This window comes from Pseudomonas sp. Marseille-Q5115, assembly GCF_916618905.1.
Lineage (GTDB): Bacteria > Pseudomonadota > Gammaproteobacteria > Pseudomonadales > Pseudomonadaceae > Aquipseudomonas > Aquipseudomonas japonica_A.
In genome coordinates this window covers 630,290-650,340 of the sequence record NZ_CAKAKI010000001.1, presented here as the reverse complement: position 1 = coordinate 650,340, position 20,051 = coordinate 630,290, and the positions used below count along the sequence as shown (strand labels likewise).

Annotated in this window: 17 protein-coding genes and 1 pseudogene; 12 read left to right on the top strand and 6 right to left on the bottom strand. The window is 60.7% G+C overall.

The genetic code is table 11. From position 1 onward, the window contains the following. Positions 1 to 7: 7 nt before the first annotated feature. The 9 genes from LG385_RS03025 (at position 8) to LG385_RS02985 (ending at position 7,972) form a co-directional block, all read left to right on the top strand. Complete coding sequence (locus LG385_RS03025) at positions 8 to 811, top strand: aspartate dehydrogenase (RefSeq protein ID WP_225772296.1); 804 nt, start codon at positions 8 to 10, stop codon at positions 809 to 811. A 24-nt stretch (positions 812 to 835) separates the two neighbouring features. Continuing rightward, positions 836 to 2,329: an aldehyde dehydrogenase gene (locus tag LG385_RS03020; RefSeq protein WP_225772295.1), complete on the top strand. Its 1,494-nt coding sequence runs from the start codon at positions 836 to 838 to the stop codon at positions 2,327 to 2,329. Further along, positions 2,326 to 3,291, top strand: coding sequence for a VOC family protein (locus LG385_RS03015; RefSeq protein WP_225772293.1), 966 nt, complete (start codon positions 2,326 to 2,328; stop codon positions 3,289 to 3,291). Before LG385_RS03020 ends, LG385_RS03015 begins: the two co-directional genes overlap by 4 nt. Then, positions 3,288 to 3,605: a hypothetical protein gene (locus tag LG385_RS03010; RefSeq protein ID WP_225772291.1), complete on the top strand. Its 318-nt coding sequence runs from the start codon at positions 3,288 to 3,290 to the stop codon at positions 3,603 to 3,605. The genes LG385_RS03015 and LG385_RS03010 overlap by 4 nt, the downstream gene beginning before the upstream one ends. Position 3,606: 1 nt before the next feature. Then, entirely contained in the window at positions 3,607 to 3,828 is a 222-nt protein-coding gene (locus tag LG385_RS03005; RefSeq protein ID WP_225772289.1) for a recombinase-like helix-turn-helix domain-containing protein, read from the top strand. Between the two features lie 17 nt (positions 3,829 to 3,845). Further along, positions 3,846 to 4,880, top strand: a complete 1,035-nt coding sequence (locus LG385_RS03000) for an aromatic ring-hydroxylating oxygenase subunit alpha (RefSeq protein ID WP_225772287.1) — start codon at positions 3,846 to 3,848, stop codon at positions 4,878 to 4,880. Further along, a complete protein-coding gene (locus LG385_RS02995) occupies positions 4,877 to 5,356 on the top strand; it encodes a Rid family hydrolase (protein ID WP_225772284.1) in 480 nt (159 codons plus the stop codon). The genes LG385_RS03000 and LG385_RS02995 overlap by 4 nt, the downstream gene beginning before the upstream one ends. A gap of 3 nt (positions 5,357 to 5,359) precedes the next feature. Then, a complete protein-coding gene (locus LG385_RS02990) occupies positions 5,360 to 6,319 on the top strand; it encodes a PDR/VanB family oxidoreductase (RefSeq protein WP_225772282.1) in 960 nt (319 codons plus the stop codon). Positions 6,320 to 6,721: 402 nt separating this feature from the next. Continuing rightward, entirely contained in the window at positions 6,722 to 7,972 is a 1,251-nt protein-coding gene (locus tag LG385_RS02985) for a hypothetical protein (RefSeq protein WP_225772280.1), read from the top strand. Between the two features lie 32 nt (positions 7,973 to 8,004). Here LG385_RS02985 and LG385_RS02980 read toward each other — a convergent pair whose 3' ends face one another. Both LG385_RS02980 and LG385_RS02975 read right to left on the bottom strand, forming a co-directional pair. Next, positions 8,005 to 10,167: an ATP-binding protein gene (locus LG385_RS02980; RefSeq protein ID WP_225772278.1), complete on the bottom strand. Its 2,163-nt coding sequence runs from the start codon at positions 10,165 to 10,167 to the stop codon at positions 8,005 to 8,007. Positions 10,168 to 10,302: 135 nt separating this feature from the next. Next, positions 10,303 to 11,205: a LysR family transcriptional regulator gene (locus tag LG385_RS02975; protein ID WP_225772276.1), complete on the bottom strand. Its 903-nt coding sequence runs from the start codon at positions 11,203 to 11,205 to the stop codon at positions 10,303 to 10,305. Between the two features lie 85 nt (positions 11,206 to 11,290). On the opposite strand from LG385_RS02975, the gene LG385_RS02970 reads away from it, so the two are divergent. Beyond that, on the top strand, positions 11,291 to 12,091 hold the full coding sequence (locus LG385_RS02970) for an NAD(P)H-dependent oxidoreductase (RefSeq protein ID WP_225772274.1): 801 nt from the start codon (positions 11,291 to 11,293) through the stop codon (positions 12,089 to 12,091). Here the strand turns inward: LG385_RS02970 and LG385_RS02965 are convergent. Next, entirely contained in the window at positions 12,088 to 12,423 is a 336-nt protein-coding gene (locus LG385_RS02965; RefSeq protein ID WP_225772272.1) for a hypothetical protein, read from the bottom strand. The genes LG385_RS02970 and LG385_RS02965 overlap by 4 nt on opposite strands. Positions 12,424 to 12,862: 439 nt before the next feature. Between LG385_RS02965 and LG385_RS02960 the strand changes: the two are divergent. Then, positions 12,863 to 14,916: pseudogene (locus LG385_RS02960) on the top strand (ATP-binding protein). Positions 14,917 to 15,127: 211 nt separating this feature from the next. Here LG385_RS02960 and LG385_RS02955 read toward each other — a convergent pair. Further along, positions 15,128 to 15,388: a hypothetical protein gene (locus tag LG385_RS02955; RefSeq protein ID WP_225772270.1), complete on the bottom strand. Its 261-nt coding sequence runs from the start codon at positions 15,386 to 15,388 to the stop codon at positions 15,128 to 15,130. 239 nt (positions 15,389 to 15,627) lie between these two features. Here LG385_RS02955 and LG385_RS02950 point away from each other — a divergent pair, with 239 nt between their 5' ends. Beyond that, complete coding sequence (locus LG385_RS02950) at positions 15,628 to 16,002, top strand: response regulator (RefSeq protein ID WP_225772269.1); 375 nt, start codon at positions 15,628 to 15,630, stop codon at positions 16,000 to 16,002. Here the strand turns inward: LG385_RS02950 and LG385_RS02945 are convergent. Together LG385_RS02945 and LG385_RS02940 are read right to left on the bottom strand one after the other, a co-directional pair. After that, positions 15,999 to 16,852, bottom strand: a protein-coding gene (locus LG385_RS02945) for an IS5 family transposase (protein ID WP_225772267.1) whose coding sequence is annotated in 2 segments (ribosomal slippage) — positions 15,999 to 16,504 and positions 16,504 to 16,852 — 855 coding nt in all. Because the reading frame shifts where the segments join, the coding sequence is not laid out codon by codon here. The genes LG385_RS02950 and LG385_RS02945 overlap by 4 nt on opposite strands. A 58-nt stretch (positions 16,853 to 16,910) precedes the next feature. Further along, a complete protein-coding gene (locus tag LG385_RS02940) occupies positions 16,911 to 19,964 on the bottom strand; it encodes a response regulator (RefSeq protein WP_225772265.1) in 3,054 nt (1,017 codons plus the stop codon). Positions 19,965 to 20,051: the final 87 nt, after the last annotated feature.

Below are 20,051 nucleotides of genomic sequence, written 5' to 3'. Positions count from 1 at the left end.
TCGCACCATGCTGCATATCACCATGATCGGCTGCGGCGCCATTGGCGTCGGCGTGCTGGAACTGTTGGAGAAGGACCCTCAGCTGTGCGTCGACTACGTGATCGCGTCGGCCGGCTCCGAAGATCTGGTGCGCCAGCGCCTGGCCAGCTTCAAGCAGCCGCCCCAGGTGCTCACGGCACTGCCCGTCGATGCATGCCCCGACCTGCTGGTGGAGTGTGCCGGCCACCGCGCCATCGAGGAGCATGTGTTACCGGCGCTGGAACGCGGCATCGCCTGCCTGATCGTGTCAGTGGGCGCGCTCTCCGAAGTAGGTTTGGTGGAACGCCTTGAAGCGGCCGCCGAGCGTGGCAATACCCGTATCGAGCTGCTGCCAGGGGCCATCGGCGGCATCGATGCGCTGTCTGCGGCCAAGGTGGGCGGGTTGGACGCCGTGAACTACACCGGGCGCAAACCGGCCAAGGCCTGGAAGAACACCCCCGGCGAACGGGTGTGCGATTTGGACAACCTGAGCGAAGCCACGGTGATTTTCCAGGGCAGTGCCCGCGAAGCCGCCCGGCTGTACCCGAAAAACGCCAACCTGGCCGCCACCCTGTCGCTGGCCGGCCTAGGCCTGGACCGCACCCAGGTAACGCTGATCGCCGACCCCCACAGCGAAGAGAACGTGCATCAGTTCGAAGCCCGCGGCGCCTTTGGCGGGTTTGAACTGAGCCTGCGCGGCAAGCCGCTGGTGGCCAACCCGAAAACGTCGGCCCTCACCGTGTACAGCGTGGTGCGTGCCTTGGGCAACCACGCACACGCGATCTCCATCTAGGGCGCGCAGTAACAGGAGCACGCAATGACAGAACAAACCTTACCCCTGTGCATCGCCGGCCAATGGCGCCTGGGCCGCGGCGAGCGTTATGCCAGCTACTACCCCGCCACCGGCGAACCGGTGGCCTGGCTCAATGCCGCCAATGTGGAAGACGTGAACGAGGCCATCGAGGGCGCTCACCAGGCGTTTCTCCACAGCGGCTGGGCGCAGCGCAAACCCCATGAACGCGCCGCCGTGCTGTACCGCATCGCCCAGTTGATCCGCGAGCAAGCCGAAGAACTGGCCCAGTTGCAGCGCCAGGACAACGGCAAGCCCATCGGCGAAACCCGCAACCTGGTGGCCAGCGCGGCAGGCACCTTCCAGTTCTTCGCGGCAGCGTGCGAAACCCTTGAAGAAACCATCACGCCGTCGCGCGGGGACTTCGTCACCATGAGCGTGTACGAGCCCATGGGTGTGGTGGCAGCCATCACCCCTTGGAACTCACCTATCGCCAGCGAGGCACAGAAGGTCGCCCCAGCGCTGGCGGCCGGCAACGCGGTGGTGATCAAGCCGGCGGAGATCACTCCGCTGCTGGCACTCCAGCTGGCACGCCTGTGTGAGGAGGCTGGCTTGCCCAAGGGGTTGATCAGCGTGCTCCCTGGGAAGGGGTCGGTGCTCGGCGATGCGATCACCCGCCACCCGCTGGTGAAGCGGGTTTCGTTCACCGGAGGCACGCGCACTGGCAAGCACATCGCCCACATCGCCGCCGACAAGATGATGCCCGTGTCGCTGGAACTGGGCGGCAAATCCCCCACCATCGTCCTCGACGACGCCGACCTGGACCATGCGGTGGCCGGCGTGCTGTACGGCATCTTCAGCTCGTCCGGGGAGGCCTGCATTGCGGGCTCCAGGCTGTTCGTGGCGCGTGCGCTGTACGAGCCCTTCATGCTGCGGCTGTGCGCCGCCGCGGCCAACATCAAGGTGGGTAACCCCGCCGATGAAACCACTCAAATGGGGCCGCTGATCAGCGCCGCGCACCGTGAATCCGTGGAACGCTACGTGGCCCTGGGGTTGAGCGAAGGCGGCCGCCTGCGCTTGGGCGGCCAGCGCCTCACGGGCGACGAGTACGACAAGGGCTTTTACTACCCGCCGACCATTCTCGAAGGCCTGAGCAATGACCAGCGCGTGTGCCAGGAAGAGATATTCGGCCCGGTGCTGATCGCCCTGCCTTTCGATGACGAAGCCGACCTCCTCGATCAGGCCAACGACAGCCTGTATGCCCTGGCGGCCGGCATCTGGAGCCGGGACTACAAACGCGCCTGGTCGCTGGGGCGCAAGATCCAGGCCGGCACCGTGTGGATCAATACCTACAAGCAGTTCTCCATTTCCACACCTTTCGGAGGGTGGCGCGACAGCGGCCTGGGCCGTGAAAAAGGCCGGCTGGGCATCCTTCAGTACATGGAACAGAAAAGCCTCTATTGGGGCATGAACGAACGGCCGCTGGCCTGGGCCAGCGAGCATCGCGAGGTAGCGCCATGAGCGTGTTGGGCATTGATGAAATCACCTACGGCGTCGAAGACCTCGACACCTGCGTGCGGTTTTTCAGCGACTGGGGGTTGAACAAGGTCAGCGAAGCGAACGATGAAGTGGTTTTCGAAACCCTCAATGGCTGCCGGGTGATCCTGGCCGCGCACGACAAACCCGGCCTGCCCAGCGCCATCGAGAGCGGCTCGACCGTACGCGAAGTGGTGTGGGGTGTGGCAAGCGAAGCCGACCTTGCCCTTTATAGCCAGCGCATCGCCAGTGACCCAGGCTTTGTGGAAGGCAATGGCCGCATCGGTTGCACCGATCCCAATGGCCTGGCGATCCGCCTGCAAGTGACGCGCAAGCGCCCGCTGGAGATCGAATGCAGCGGCCACAACACCTGGCAGGTGAAGGGGCGCATCAACAAGCCGGCACCTATCTACGAACGGGCCACGCCGATCGAAGTGGGCCATGTGGTGTTCTTCGTCACCGACGTGAACGCCTGTGAAGCCTTCTACCATGACCGCTTCGGCTTCCAGGCCTCGGACCGCTATCCCAACCGCGGGGCCTTTTTGCGCACCGCTGAAGAAGGCGGCCACCATGACCTGTTCATGCTGCAACTGCCCGCGCCACGGGCCGGCCTCAATCATGTGGCATTCACCGTACGGGACGTGCACGAGGTGTTCGGCGGCGGCATGCACATTTCCCGCAGCGGCTGGGCCACGGAAATCGGCCCCGGCCGGCACCCGGTGTCGTCGGCCTTCTTCTGGTACTTCAAAAACCCGGCCGGCGCGCTGGTGGAGTACTACGCCGACGAGGACCAACTGACCGGTGAGTGGCAGCCAAGAACCTTCGAACCCGGCCCCACGGTATTCGCCGAATGGGCCATCGCCGGCGGCATCGACGGCAACACCCGTCGCCAGCAGAACATCGAGGCGCCCCAGGGCAAATTCCTCACGGACAAACCCAAGCCATGACCGACACCCTGCTGTTGACCGTGCTGCTCAAGCACGACCAGGGACAGAACCTGGATGAGATCCAGGCTCACCTGAAGAAGATGGACTGGTGGGAACGCTTCCCCGTGGAAGGGGTGGACGTGGTGAGCTGGACCGTGGCCATGGGCCTGGGCCAGATCGTCACCCTGCGCTTGCCGCCAGCGCTGCTGCCCCGGCTCAACGTTGAACTGGAGCGCTCCGCCTGGGGCGTGTTCCGTACTGAATGCTACCCCACCTATGACTTTGTCCCGGTGCGCGAAGTGATCCGCGAACGGGTCCGTAATGGAGGCCAATGAGATGAGCGAACCCTACAACGAAACGCACCAGACCCGCTCGCGCCCCAACACCCCCTTCGAGGACTTGTTGGGCGATTCCATCGAGCGTGCCTTCGGCGCTGGCAAATATGACCTGCCCAGCCTGCTGGACCACCTGAACCTGGCAGGCCCCCCCTGCCCGCTCAACAACGGTGAATGGACGCCTGAAACCTATACCACCCTGATGGCCAAGCTCGGCGCCTGAGCCTCGGAGGATAAGAAATGAATATGCAACTGACCGTCGATCCTGTTGAAAGCATTCTCGCCAAGGGCCTGAAAGACCTCTGGTTCCCCCTGCTGCCGTCGGCCCTGCTGGGCGACAAGCCGGTTTCCATCCGCCGCCTGGGCTACAAGATCGCGCTGTGGCGAGACAACGACGGCACCGCCCACGCGCTGGAAGACCACTGCCCGCACCGTGGCGCGCCGCTGTCCCAGGGCCCGGTGTTGGGCAACCGCCTGCAATGCCCCTACCACGGCGTGGAAGTGCGCAACGACGGCACCGTGACCAAGGTGCCCGGCAGCCCGGGATGCAAGCTTGAAGGCAGCCGCCCGACCCGCATGTTCCACACCCGGGAAGTGGCCGGGGCGATCTTCGTGTTCAACGCCACCGACCCGCACCTGCCCGAGCCGCCGGAGCTGGTGCTGCCCGAGCAGCTCACCTCGCCGGAGTGGAGCCACTTCCTTTGCTACACCGAGTGGAAAGGCGATTACCGCTACGTGATCGACAACGTGATGGACCCGATGCACGGCACGTACCTGCACAAGATGTCCCACTCCATGAGCGAGGGCGAAGCCACCGCCAGGTTCGTGACCCGCGACACCGAGCAGGGCTTCTTCTTCGAGAAGGAAGGCCAGCGTGGCGTGAACTTCGACTGGACCGAATTCCTCGACAACGGCTGCCATTGGCTGCGCCTGGAAATCCCCTACCCGAAAACCGGCGGCCCCGGCGGCAACTTCACCATCATCGGTAGTTACACCCCGGGCAGCACGCAAATGTGCGGCGTGTTTCACTGGCGCGCGCGACCGCTCACCGGCTGGCAGCGCGACACCTGGCGCTTCCTCTACAAGAACCGCCTGGAGGCCCGCCACTGGGCTGTGCTGGAGCAGGACCGCGTGCTGCTGGAAAACATGGAGTTCGACGCTAACCAGCGGGAGAATCTTTACCAGCATGACCTGGGCGTAGTGCGTATTCGCCGCTACCTCAAAAGCAAGGCCAAGGAACAGATGGCGCTGATCGAGACGAAGGCCGTCTCATGAGCCGGCACGAGGGTGCTTCGGTTGCCGCGCAGCGGGTTCAGGCTGCTGGCCTGAGCGAGCTGCCGTCAGCGACCTGGTCCAACGCGCTGCGGATCGGCAGCGAGGTGGTGATGTCCGGCATCACCGCTCACCCCGCCACGCGGCAGGCAGCCGAAGCCGGCGCGCCACTGGGTGCCTATGAGCAAACACTGGTGGTGCTAAACAAAGCCCTCACGCTGGTCGAAGCCGCAGGCGGCCATATCGGCAACCTGTACCGGCTTACGGTTTACGTCACCGCTATCCACCACAAAGACGAAGTGGGCCGTGCCCGCAGGGACTTTTTCACCGGCTTCGCCGCCTACCCCACGTCCACTCTGGTGGAAGTGAGCGGGCTGGTGTTCCCCGAACTGGTGGTTGAAATCGAGGCCAGCGCGCGGCTCGACATCGACCTGCGCGCGCCTGTATCGCCCGTGGCATTCCCTATCGAGAAGGGCTGAATCATGTCCAATTCTTCTAGCCTCACCGCCTTGGTCCACACCCTGCGCCACGAAGCCGAGGGCATCATGAGCGTGGAGTTGCGGCCTTATGGCGACAGCGTGTTCCCGCCGTTCGAAGCCGGCTCGCATATCGACCTGCACCTGCCCAACGGCTTGGTTCGCAGCTATTCATTGCTCAACTCGCCCGCCGATCAGGGCCGTTATGTAGTAGGCATCCTTCGGGACCGCAACAGCCGTGGCGGCTCCCAGTGGCTGCACGGCCAGCTGCGGGTGGGTTCCACGTTGCAGATCTCCAGGCCACGCAACAACTTCGAATTGCACACAGGCGCATCCCATAGCGTGCTGGTGGCTGGCGGTATTGGCATCACGCCGATCTACTGCATGTTCCGCCAGCTGCTCGCCCTGGGCAGGTCGGCGCAGCTGATCTATTGCGCCCGCTCACGTAAGGAAGCGGCGCTGGTGGAAGAACTCAGCGGCCTGGACGCGAAGGTGGTGTTTCACTTCAACGACGAAAAGGACAGCGCGCCCGACCTGCGCCGCTATCTGGCGGGCCAACCGGCGGACACGCACTTCTACTGCTGCGGCCCAACGCCCATGCTCGATGCGTTCGAGAGCACGTGCGAAAGCCTGGGCTACCCCCATGCCCATATCGAGCGTTTCACCGCGGCCGAACTACCGCCCTCCGAAGATGCCCAGGACAGCTACACGGTAGAGCTGAAAAAGAGCGGCCGGAGCCTTTCGATCGAGCCGGGCCTGAACCTGCTTGATGTACTGCTCGAAGCAGGCTGCGACATCGATTACAGCTGCCGGGAGGGTGTGTGTGGCTCCTGTGAGACCCGAGTGCTGGAAGGTGAAGTGGATCACCGTGACGGGGTATTGAGCAAAGCGGAGCGCGCAGCCAACGTGTCGATGATGGTGTGCGTGTCCGGTTGCAAAAGCCGTCGACTGGTACTTGATATCTGATTATTAAGCCCTGAAACACCAAGCCGGCCCTGCGCCGGCTTTTTTGTTCGTTCCTGATATACGTTTCACCAAACTCGAGTGCCCTGCAAAGTTTCCATTCGCACTTTTATCGCCCCTCTTATGTGCACATAAGTAACCTACAACTTCACAAGTTTTACCCATGACACAGCCGCCTGCGTTTCATAGGTAATCCACTGAAATATATATGTTTTTTATAAAACATTTACTATGCATCCTACTGGCACGGATTCTGCTCTGATTATTGCGCGCTCACCGCTTAGACGGTTTGCCACCCATGAAACAACACTTGGCCCCGTGCATCTTATTACGAGCCACCCACAGAGGCGGGCGCTTTATGTTGCTCGTTATATATACCACCGAAAACTTGCAGGTGAGGTTGTGATGAACAAGTACATCCTGGGAATGGGGTTATTACTCAGTGTTGGCCTTTGTGGCGCCGAGCCCGGCCCAGACCCCGTGAATACCCAGTCGGTTGCCGCGCCGGCCACCCCGAAGCCCGCGCCCAAAGCCTTTCCGCATATCTCCTGGCGCAGCGAAAACGGCGATGCCAGCTTCGATCTGGGCGGTGCCCTGCGCACGAACTGGCGCGACGAGCACTGGGATACCAGCGAAAACAATACCCGGTGGCTGTTCGACACCCTGCGGTTCGATGTAAAGGGGACCTACAAAAAAGCCTTCCTTGATATCAACTACTGGTTTTATGATCTGAACAAACGCTCTATCGACCGCGGCTATGCGGGGTACAACTTTACGTCGCAGTCCAACCTGCAAGTAGGGCTACCTTTCAAGCCGTTCGGCCTGGAGCCCTATCCTCAGTTCGGTTGGAGCTACCATATCCCGTTCTTCATGGGCTACGGCGTGAGCGACGGCCTGGGGGCCAAGTACAGCTACAAGGATGCGGACTGGGATGTGCAACTGGGTTACTTCCCACGCATGGCGCCTAACGGTACGCGCTATTCCAGCGAAATCTCCCGCTATGCCGATGTAAAGAACAACGCCGTCGCTTTTACCCAGTCGCGTCAGGACAACGAAAAGCGTAACCAGCTGAACGCCCGCGTGGCGCGCACTTTCAACAGTGGCAGCTGGAAAACCGAGATAGGCGCGTCGATGGCGGCCTCCCAGCTGTACAACGACACCACCGATGGCAATGGCAGCTACTGGGCAGCAGGCTTGCACACGGTCATCAACCATGGCCCGTGGACCGCTACCGCCGAAGCAATCCGCTACGAATACGACCCCAAAAACCCCGACGGCGTAAGCAAGGACTCCGTACTCATGGGCGGCAACGGGCTCACGCCCGCGTATCTGATTGCATCGAAAGCCACCCTGGCAGCGCTCAACATCGGGTATGACATCTACACGCCCAACCTGGGCCGCTTGAAGAAGATCAAGTTCTATAACGACTACAGCCGGATGATGAAAGACAAGAGCGGCTGGGACGACTCGCAGATGTACACCGTAGGCGTGCAGCTGTTCGCGCTGCCGGTGATGGCGTGGGTAGACCTGACCTGGGCGAAGAACGCCAACCCCTACGGCGGCGCAGAGAATGGCACGGGCTGGACCAGTACGTCTTCGGTGGGCAGTAACGAGTGGTACTACAGAACCAACGTGAACATTGGCTACTACTTCTGACAGCGTCAGGCGCTACCGCAGCAGCGGCAGCGCTAACCCATGAGTTCACGGACCCGCGCCGTCAGGGTTTCGAGTACGAACGGCTTTGTAATCACTTGCATACCCGGTGCAAGGTGGCCATTCCCGATAGCGGCGTTTTCCGCATAACCCGTAATGAACAGGGTTTTCAACCCCGGCCGCAGTTCCCGACCTGCATCGGCCATCTGCCGCCCGTTCATGCCGCCAGGCAGCCCAACATCCGTGATCAGCAGGTCGATGTGCGCACTGGAGCGCAGTATGGCGAGCCCAGCCATACTGTCGGCCGCCTCGATCAACTGGTAACCGAGCTCGGTAAGCACTTCCGTCAGTAACATTCGCACCGTGGGCTCATCGTCCACGATGAGAATCGTCTCTCCAGTATTCTCTGGGTGGGCTGTCAAGGTGGCGACTTCGCGTACTTCATCGGCCGCTTCTCCGTGATAACGCGGCAGATAAATACAGATCGTTGTGCCCAGCGCCACTTCGGAATAGATACGTACGTGGCCACCGGATTGCTTGGCGAACCCGTAGATCATCGACAACCCCAACCCAGTCCCCTGGCCTATGGGTTTGGTGGTAAAGAAGGGGTCGAAGGCCTTCGCAATCACGTCTGGCGGCATGCCCACACCGGTGTCGGTGACACATAGAGACAGGTATTGGCCCTGGGTCATATCGTAAGCCCGGGCCATTTCGTGATCCATCCAGCGGTTGGCTGTTTCTATGGTGATACGCCCGCCCTGGGGCATGGCATCGCGCGCATTGATGCACAGGTTGAGCAGTGCATTCTCAAGCTGGCTGGCGTCGACCAAGGTGGGCCACAAGTGGGTTGCACCTACCGTTTCCACCGCGACACTCGGGCCGACGGTACGCTGGATCAGGTCGCTCATGCCTTCCACCAGCGCGTTCACATTGGTAGGCCGGGGATCCAGGGTTTGACGGCGTGAAAATGCAAGCAAGCGATGTGTCAACGCCGAGGCGCGCCTCACCGCGCCTTGGGCAGCAATCATGTAGCGCTCCATGTCCGCCACGCGCCCCTGCGCCAGGCGCGTACTCATCAGTTCCAGCGCGCCGGAAATGCCAGCCAGCAGGTTGTTGAAGTCGTGGGCAAGGCCACCGGTCAGCTGACCCACCGCTTCCATTTTCTGGGACTGGCGCAGCTTTTCTTCTGCCTGCATCAGCTCCAGGGTGCGGTCCGCCACGCGTTGTTCCAGCGTTTCGGTCAGCGATCGCAGCGCCACCACCGCACGGTCGCGCTCGGCTTCGACAGAGCGTCGCTCTTCCACATCAATGACCACACCCGGGAAGCTGAGCGCTGTGCCATCGGCGGCAAGGTCGACCCGGCCGTTCGCTTCGATCCAGTAGTAGCGGCCGTCGGCGCGCCGAACCCGGTATTGATGGGCATAGGCCCCGCCCCTCTTCAACGCGCCCTCGATGGCGGCCATCAGGCCGGGCAAATCTTCCGGATGCACTGCGGCAATCACCTGCTCAAGCGCCAGGCCTTCATCATCCGAGGCGTGGCCCAGGCCCAACGCGGCGGCGAAACCGTCATCGAAGGTAAAGCGATTGGTGACCACGTCCCAATGCCAGGTTCCGATAATTGCTCCGGCCGCAAGCGCAAGCTGCACCCGCTCCACGTTCCGCCGCGCCAGCGCTTCGCTTACGCGCAGGCGTTCCTCGGCCTCGTGCCGCTGGGTAACGTCGCTGAAGATGATCGCAATCTGCCGCTCGGCCAGATCACCTACGCTCACCGCCCTCACGTCGAACCATCGCTGGAAGGCCTTGGCGTAGCTCTCGAAGGTGGCAGGCTCGCCTGTCTTGGCCACATGGCCATAGGTATCGAACCAGAACTGCTCCAGCTCGGGGGCAAACTCGGTTACCCACTTTCCTTTGAGGTTGACCCCGGCCTGCCGCTCGAACGCGGGGTTGGCCTCGATGAATTGATAGTCGATGGGAAGGTCGTCGGCATCGAACTTGACCTGAACGATGGCAAACGCCGACTCGATGGTTTCGAGGATCGTGCGAAAGCGCTCTTCGCTCTTGCGAAGGGCCGCTTCCCTGGCGAGAAGCCGGGCGATGTCAGGCCGGCTACTGTACTCGCCGTCGATACCCGCCGCGTCCAGGATATACCGCAGCCTTGCATTTTCGGCCTCAAGGTCTTCACGACTCAGGTCTTTCAAGGCTTGTTCACTCTCACATCAAGTCATGGGAATTTGAAGTACACCGGTTCGCATTTGGGCGACGTTCAGCGCCGAAAGTGCCGTATGCGAGACGAACAGCCAAAGATCGCTGCACGGGTAGCCGGTAACCCACTTTCAAGCGCTGACACAATCGACGATCCGCTGGCGCAGCCACTGGTGCCCAGGCTCCCGGTGCACGCGTTCAGGCCATAGCATGAGCATCTCGAAGCCTTCCACAGGCAACGGCGCCTCAACTACCTTAAGGCGTGGATTATTGGCTACTACCCGCTGCGGCACCATCGCTACCAGGTCGGTATTCTCCAACAGCGGCCCTAAAAACATGAAGTGAGGGACCGACACCACCACTTTCCTGGCCAAGCCTTGCGCGGCGAGCGCGGTATCCGTAGGCCCGGAAAAGCCACCGCCATCGGGCGAAACGATCCCATGCTCCAGCTCGCAGAAAACGTCCAGCCCCGGCTGGCGTTTGAGCCGAGGGTGATCGGCGCGCCCTGCCAGCACATAACGTTCCAGATACAGCGAACGCCGATGCAAGGCCGAAGGCGCCTGGTGTGCAATGTGGAATGCCATGTCTATCTCTCCCTGCTCTGCCTGGCGTACCAGTGTGCCAGGCGACAGGTTGAGCACTGCCAGCCGCGTGCCGGGCGCTTCCTTGCGAAGCGCAGCCAGCACCGGTAGCAAGATAGTGGATTCAGTGTAATCAGTGGCTGCCACACGCCAGGCATGCCGTGCCGTTGCAGGCTCAAACGCATCGGCGGGAGCGATTGCCTGGCGCAAGGCTTCGAGCGCCTGGCGCAGCGGCGCACGCAGCGATTCGGCCCTGGCGGTAGGCCGCATGCCACGGGGCCCGGGCAGCAGGAGCGGATCACCCAGCGCGTCGCGCAGCCGCGACAGCTGCACGCTTACGGTTGGCTGGGAAAGGTGCAGGCGCTCGGCGGCACGGGTCACGTTCAGCTCCGCGAGCAACGCATCGAGGGTAACCAACAGGTTGAGGTCCAGCCGGCGCAAGGAATTGTCCACTGCAATACCTGGGATTTCGGATATTCATTTCTACTATACGTGCATCGCTCCCATCATGCCCGCATGGCCTTATTGGAGCACCACCATGAATGTGTTGATTGTGTACGCCCATCCGGAACCCCGATCGCTGAACGGCGCCTTGAAGGACCATGCCGTCCGCTATCTGGAGCGCCAGGGGCACAGCGTGCAGGTGTCGGATTTATACGCCATGAACTGGAAGGCCGCGTTGGATGCCGGCGACAATACCGCGCATTCGCCAGGCACCCGCTTTTATCCCTCGGAAGATTCGCGTGACGCGTTTGCCCAAGGTACTCAACGCGCGGACATCAGTGCAGAGCAGCAAAAGCTGAGGTGGGCCGACGCCGTGATCCTGCAGTTCCCGCTGTGGTGGTTCAGCCTGCCGGCGATACTCAAGGGCTGGGTAGAACGGGTATATGCCTATGGCTTTGCCTATGGCGTGGGCGAACATTCCGATAGCCACTGGGGGGACCGATACGGCGAAGGCACCCTGGCGGGCAAACGCGCGATGTTGATGGTGACCACCGGCGGCTGGGCTTCCCACTACAGCCCGCGGGGCATCAATGGCCCGCTGGACGAACTGCTCTTCCCCATCCAGCACGGCATTTTGTTTTATCCGGGTTTCGAGGTGCTGCCGCCGTTCGTGATTTACCGCACCGGCAAGGTCGACGAAGAAGGCTTCGCCGCGGCCTGCACAGCACTGGAACACAGGCTTGATGGGTTATGGAGCGACTCGCCCATTGCATTTCGGCGGCAGAATGGCGGCGAGTACGAGATACCGGCGCTCACGCTTCGAGAGGACCTGGCGCCTGGCACCGAGGGCGTAAGGGTTCATGTTTCAACCAGCATCGGGCCCGCCACGCGCTAGGGCTGGCCCGTATAGGCCTTCTGGAAAATCGCCGCTGACCTCCCGGACGCCTCCTGAGCGGTGACAGCGACAAGCTTGTCCCTGAGCACCTTCTGCTCGGCCTCAAGCTGGACAATCCTGGCCTGCTGGTTGGCTATCCGCTGCTGATCGGTGTCGTGCATTTTCACCAACCTGGCGATGCGCTTGCGGCAGGCCACCAGTTCACGGTTGGTTTCGTCCAGTTCATGGCCTAGCAACGTACATTGGTGCTTCCAGGTTTCGAGCAGGGACGGCACACCGAGGGCGAAGCGATCGTGGTCGGGAGCTGATGGAGGCGTTGACGGGTCGTCCATGGCAGGAATGCTCTGATACTGGTTATGCGTACAGTATAGGGCAAGCTTAAGGCCAAGCGCCAAGGGGAAGGCGCTGAATGGTCGACAGCAAGGATAATGCCGTTGAGAAGTACCGAGCCAAGCACAGTGGGTAGCCATTCGAGCACCACCCCAGAAATGACTAACCGCTGCGAATGGTCTGCGGATCGGGCCGTGCCCAAGTGCGTGGTGGCCGCCCCCGCCGAAAGGCTTGGCGGTTGCAATGTGCGCGCCGCGATTGCCGGAGCCCGGGCAGGAGAGGTCTGTTCCTCGGATTGAACTGATTCGGGTTCTCAATCCTCGATAGAGAGAACCTGGAACGTGCATCCAAAGTCTCGCCTGGGTGCATTGATCTGATACGGACCTGTTCGGTCGCTGACGGTTTGCTTATTCAGCGCTGACCCGACATATGTAGCCCTCAATGACACAAGAATTAAATTTTCAGGTCTTGTTCGAAGCATTGCCCCACCTGGTTCTGGTGCTGTCCAGGGGGCCGGACTTCATCATGCTGGCAGCCAACGAAGGGCGCCTGCGTGGTACCAATACCCGGCGTGAGGACTGCATCGGCCGCTCTATATTCGAGGTCTTTGGCAATAACCCGGATGAGCGATCAGAGTTCGGCACCGGTGTCTTACGTGCCTCGCTGGAGCGTGTAGTGCGCACCCGCGAGCCCGACCGTATGGCGATCACCAAATATGACATTCCTCGGCCAGCCAGTGAGGGGGGCGGCTTCGAGGTGCGTTACTGGAGCCCGCTCAACACACCGGTACTTGATCAGAACGGGGAAGTCCTCTACATCATTCATCAGACCCAAGACGTCACCGATCAGGTTATCGAGCAGCAACGCTCCAACTCCCACCTGAAGATCGCCGATGAACGCTTCCGCGCCGCGCTACTGGCTTCCGAGGCCGGGATCTTCGATTGGTACCTGAGCGAAGACCGTCTCTATTTCGATAACGCGCTGCAGCAGCTGTTCGGATTGCCCGAGGTACTTGAATCCGGCGCTGTCGAACGTTTTCTTGACTACGTCGCTCCTGGCGACCGTGAGCAGGTACGGCAATCCTTGGCTCAATGCATGCGCGGACAGCACTTTAGCGTCGAGTTCCGACTTCACCGGGTGCCGAAAGAACGCTGGCTCGTCTGCAAGGGCGAGGTGTTCCTGGACGCTGCTGGCGTGCCCTCGTATGTGACGGGCACTTGCGTGGACATCAGCGCCCGCAAGCAGGCCGAAAAAGCACTGCGCGAGCTCAACGAGACGCTCGAAGCACGGGTAGCCGCTGAAGTGGCCGAGCGCACCCAGGTGGAAAATACGCTGCACCAGGCGCAAAAAATGGAAGCGGTCGGCCAGCTCACCGGGGGAATCGCACACGACTTCAATAACCTGCTGACCGGCGTCATTGGTAGCCTGGAGCTGATGCAGCGGCGTCACCGTGCCGGTAAACCGGTGGATGATGAACGCTACATAAACGCGGCGGTCACCTCGGCGCAACGGGCTGCAGCGCTTACTCAGCGCTTGCTGGCCTTTTCCCGGCGGCAGACACTGGATCTAAAGCCGATCGACGTCAACCAACTGGTGGCTTCGCTCGAGGACCTTCTCCAGCGAACCACGGGGGAGAACATCGAGATCGTTACGCGGTTGGCCGCCGGCCTGTCACTGGCCCGGATGGATGCCAACCAGCTGGAAAGCGCCCTGCTCAACCTGGTGATCAACGCGCGGGATGCCATGCCGCATGGCGGCACCATCACTGTCACGACGGGCTCTGCTCACTTGGATCGGGACCAGGGCGAGTCAATCAACCTCAAGGCAGGGGAATATGTAACGCTGACCGTGACGGACACTGGCGTGGGCATGACGCCTCAGGTTCTGGCCAAGGTCTTCGAGCCTTTCTATACCACCAAGCCGATTGGCAAGGGGACGGGGTTGGGGCTTTCTATGGTGTATGGCTACATGCGTCAGGCCAATGGGGCCGTCCAGATCCTTTCCGAGCTTGGAAAAGGCACCTGCATCCAGCTGTATATGCCTCGCCACGTAGGTGATGAAGGCATCCTGACAGTGGCTCAGAACACCGCGGCGCCCTTGGGAACGGGGGAGGTCGTCCTGGTCGTCGAGGACGAGGCCGTAGTCCGTTCACTCATCGTGGAGGTGCTGGATGAGCTGGGGTATCAGACGCTTGAGGCAGGGAATGCCCAGGAGGCCATCCCGATATTGGAAAGCACACAGCGCATTGATCTGATGATCTCCGACGTCGGTCTACCCGGTATGAACGGGCGGCAGCTGGCCGATCTTGCCCAGTCGAGCCGGCCTGAGCTTAAAGTACTCTTTGCTACGGGCTATGCCGAGGGGACTAATGCCAGCGATTTTCTGGCCTCCAACATGGAGATCATTACCAACCGTTTGCCATCGATGCGCTTGCTAACAAGATCAGTGAAATGTTGATCTCGTCCCGGACCAGCAGTGCGGCTGGCAGTAATTAGTAATGGAACCAGCAGGTAATCACCATGAGGTGTTCCAATGCCCTAGTAGTAAGCGAACCGGTATGCGATGCCGACACCGGAACAATCGTTCCGTTGGGCCAGGCACGTGGCAGTTCCCATGAGGCTAAATGGAAACGGTGTTCCCATAGACGCTGAAGTAAGCCAAAGGATTAGCCGCAACGCAGCAGACGTAGATCGAGGCAGGGAATTGTCAGCTAGACAGAGGCAGGCCAAAGAAGCAGATAGAAGCGTCAAGCTCGTTATTTTGGAGCTGCTGAAGACGCTCCATGTAATGCTTGCCATCCGGTCGAAGCGCAAGCACGTCACGACCGTCTTTCAAACGACGCAAGTAGATGTATCCGCAGACCATAAGGGTTCTGATTTCATCGAGATCCGCTTCGCCTAAGGCGTCCCAGTCACTGGCAGCAATCACCCTAAGAATTTTTAAGTGTCGCTCGTCGTAGCTGTTCATTCTGACCACTCTCAAAAAAGCGATGGTAGCCTTTAGCCACGACACTGGAAAGGACATGCGAAGCTGTCCGTCGGAAACTCTACGCGAAGCTACCAACTCTGAACTTCGCTTGAAAAAACCGGTATTAAAAGGAGCTCCTGTTACTGGGGTGCAAAATATCAGTTATGCCTGTCGATGTACCAATGCCAGCAGCAAGGGCGACCCCGGGCTGGTTGCGTTGGCTTATGGAAATCCACCCTATGAACGATCTCTTCTACCCTACAGTACTCGTGGCCGAGGACGATCCGGCCCTGCGGGCCCTGGCCGCGGCAGCATTGGAAGACCTAGGTATTCAGGTACGAACCGCTGGCTCTGCGGACGAGGCCTACGCGTTGCTCAAGGCTGAGCGTTTTTCACTGTTATTGACCGATGTGGTGATGCCCGGAGCGCTTGATGGGTGGGAGTTGTCCTGGCTGGCGCACGAGCTGGACCCGGCCATGGCGTTGATAGTTACCAGCGGTTACCACGACCGCCTCAATGACAAACTCCCACCTGGAGCGGTGTTTTTGCCCAAGCCCTGGACGCTCGACCGCCTTTACGCCTTGGTAGGCGGCGGGGAACAGGTCAGTGCCTAGGTTTTGTACGAAAAGTATTGCCGCATACAACGTAGGCTGCAGGCCAGCGTGACCATGGCTGCAAAGCTTCTGGCTAGTTTGTCGTAGCGGGTGCCGATTCTGCGATTCTCTTTTAGCCAGCCAAACATCCGTTCTATGATGTTTCGCTGCCGGTATTTCGGTCGATCAAATAGCCGGGGCAAACCAGGCCTGGGTTTGCGCGGCATGGCGCGCAGTGGGATCACCGGCTGCATTCGGTAACGGTCGCAATAGTGACGCAGGTGTTCTGCGTCATACCCTTTGTCAGCCAGTAACCAGCGACAACGTTTGCGTGGTCGCCCTGGCTTTCCGGGAATGCGTACCTGCTCCAGCAGCGGCTGGGCTTGAGCGATGTCGCTGGCTTGTCCCGGCGAAAGCATAAAGCGTAATGGCACGCCATTAGCGTCGCAGAGCATGTGAATCTTGGTGGTCAGGCCACCTCGACTGCGCCCAAGGGCATGGTCTAGCGGTTCTCCAGGCCCCCTTTTTTCCCGGCGCCTGAAGAGGCTCGGGTTGCACGTACCGCAGTGGAATCGATCATCCAGGTGTCCAGATCGATCCGTCCTTCCTGATTCAGTCGAATGTGCAGACGCTCCAGTATCCGGTCGAATGTACTGTCGTCGCGCCAGTCACGGAAACGCTGATACACCGTTGACCAAGGCCCAAAGCGCTCCGGCAAATCGCGCCAGGCAGCCCCGGAGCACAGAATCCATAAGATTCCATGGAGTACCACACGATCATCACTGCGCGGGCGACCCATTTTCTGTTCTGGAGAAACCAGATCCTTGATCAATTCCCACGCTGCGTCGGGGAGTTCGTAACGCCTTGCCATGCGGACCTCCAGCCAATCATGGCGGCGATTCTACCCGCACCGACTTTTCGTACAAAACCTAGGGCGTAGCCCGAGTGCCCTGCGCAACAAGCCGCAGCAACTCGTCGAGGTCTGCGGGTTTGGTCATATGGAAGTCGAAGCCGGCATCCAATGCTTTTTGCACATCCTGAGTCTGGCCCCAACCGCTGAATGCGATCAGCACGACTTGATCTCCCGCTGGCAGCGCACGTATGGCGCTCGCCACCTCATAGCCTGTGAGCCCGGGCATGCCAATGTCGAGCAGCGCGACCTGCGGTAGCTCATGCTCCGCCATGGAAAGTGCTTCCAGCCCATTGGCGGCGGTTCGTACCTCGTGGCCCTCTAGCTCAAGCAGCTCCGTCAGGGTCGACGCAATATCAACCTGATCGTCCGCAACCAGCACCCGACGAATTTCGCCGCCCGGATCACTTACGGCCAATGCAGGCATTGGCACGACCGACAGCTCGGACGTGGGCAATTGGACGGTGAACCGACTGCCCTTTCCCAACCCTTCGCTGTGGGCCAAAATATCCCCTCCCTGCAATCGAGCCAGTTCCCGGCTCAGATAAAGGCCGATGCCCAACCCATCGGAGGTCTGGCCTTTGTTGGGCTCGACTTCACCGAACAACTCAAAGATCGAATGGAAATGCTCGGCCTCAATACCGATACCGGTATCTTCGATAAGCACTTCGGCGCCCGAAGCGCCTGGTTGTGTGGTAACGCGCAGGTGCCCCCCCGCTGCGGTGTACTTGGAGGCGTTCTGTAGCAGGTTGGTCAATATCTGATCGAGGCGCGTAGGGTCCGCTTCGGCAAGCAAGTCCTCGGAGCATAGATGGAGAGTCAGGGTTTGCGCTTTTTCAGCGACTCCTGCGGCCATCTCCTCGGCGGCACGTGCCACCGCTGCATTTAGGTTGACCGGCTGCTTTTGCAGCGAGATCTTGCCAAAGGCAATGCGCGACACATCAAGCAGATCATTGAGCAAATGCCCCATATGGGCTGCCTGCCGATCGATGACCGCCAGGCTTCGGGCTTTCTGGCGATCATCGGTGTTCGTCGAGGCCAGAATCGCAGCGGCCTGCCGAATGGGGGCCAGCGGGGTTCTCAGTTCATGCGCGAGCACCGCCAGGTAACGATCTTTACGCGCATCGGCTTCGCGTAGGGTCACTTCCAGTGCCTTGGCCGCGGAGACGTCAACAAACCAGAGCGATACTCCCTGCCGGTAAGGCCCTGCCACGATGTGAAGCCAGCGAGGGGGCAAGAGCGCATCGACCTGAATCTCCAACGCTGTTTCCGTGCCCTCTTCCAGGACCTTCAGGCAAAGCCCTTGCAGCGTCTGGCTAAACGCGCGCCCCATGCGCCCTTCAGGCAAGGCCGCGAGCGAGACGCCGGCTTCGAAGCCGAACCATTCGCACGCCGCTGGGTTCGCAAACGTGAGTTGAAGGTCTGTGTTGGCATCGTGTGATGGTACCAATGCAAACATCATGTACGGCACTACTGAGGAGTCCAGCGCTTCCTGAAGGCGGGCATTAGCATCGGCGATCCTTGCAGCCTCGGCTCCGGCGATGGCGCGTTCGATAAAAAGCGTGGCGAGCCAGGCGCATTGATCCGCGAAGCGAACCTCCCGTTCGGTTGGCGGCCGGGGCGTTGGCAGCTGAACGGTCAAAACGCCCAGCACGCCATGCCGGTTGCTGCAGAGCGGCGTACTGTGGACGGCGCGAAACCCTTCCTGCCGGGAGAGCGCCCGGTACTTGAGGAAGCGGGGGTCCGTTTCAGTGTCCTCGATGATTACCCGACGACGCCCGCTGACGGCAGCGCCACAGGCACCCTCCCCCGGGTTTACGCCCTGAAGCTGGGCTACGGCAACAGTGGACAGGCCTCTGGACACACAGATCCGCAGCGGCTGTTCACCGGTGCTTAACGAGACAATCCCCTGGTTGGCGCCATGGATAGTGCAAAGTGCGTCGAGGATAGCGAGCAGCTGCTGCTCCTGCGTCTCCAGCTCAAGCAGGCCGTAGTTCAGCGCCTGTTTGGTTTCTAGGTCGGTGACTTGCTGAGCCAGTGTCGCCTGACTGATCTTTAGCCGACGCAGGAGCTCATCGTTGTGGCTTTCAATGGTCTCGCGAGCCTGGGCAGCCTCTTGCAATGCCTTGCCCAGCTCGTTGATTTCGATGATGTCTCCGTGAACGATTGGAGGCAATTGCCGCGTTCCAATGGCGCGAGAGGCTTCGTGCAGTTGCTCAATAGGACGGCGGATGCGTCGGGTAAAATAGAGCGCAGCCATGATAGCCGCCATCAGCGATACCAACAGCCCGCCGCCATAGAGCGCCAGGGATTTCAGGGCTTCATCCCGTACGCTGTTTGTGGGTATTCCCGTTGCTACGACCCAGCCGGTATCTGCAAGCCGGGAAAATGCGGTATAGACCTCAATGCCCTCAACTGACAGTGTTAGCCCTATCCCCTCTGGCGAGGGATCCCGCAAAAGAGCTTGCACCGAAGGTAAAGCCGGCAGACCTACCGTACCTTGGGCATCCTGGCTCCTGGCAACCCGTATGCCCTGCTGATCGAAAACGGAGGTCACCCAACCCTCTGGGAGTTTGCGAATCTGCAGCACACTGGTAAAGGCGTCCGGCCTGATTGCGATGGTCAGAATGAAGCGCAGCCTGCCGTCCTGCAGCACCGGAATACGTAACGGAATGACCTTCACGCCCGTAACAGAGGTATCAAGCGAGCCGATAAAGGGAGTTTCGGTGGCTTGGGTAGCAAGAAAACTTTTGTGATCAACACCCCGCAGGTTACCCGCAGTGCCTACAGTGAGAACTTCATTCTCCGAAGCGTCCGAGAGTGTAAGCCCTACCCATCCGGGCATCAGTGGCATGACCCGCTCGGTCAATTCGCGAAACCGGGCCAGCTGTTGCTCGGCCAGCATGGGCGACAAGGCCAAGGCCTTGGCGACGTCTGTTGACCGTTGCAGCTCCAGCTCAATCGCCGTTGCAGCCAGGCGCGTGGCTTCAAGGCTACGTTGCTGTGTCAGATCCTGTTGCTTGTCCAGCACAATGAACAGGCTGATACCTGCCGTGACAGCCAAGGGCACCATACCCGCAAAGGCCAGCCATAGGAGGCGTCGGCGCAGGCCCACTGGCCTGGAAAAAGAAACCACTACTACCCCAGCTGCACGGATCGG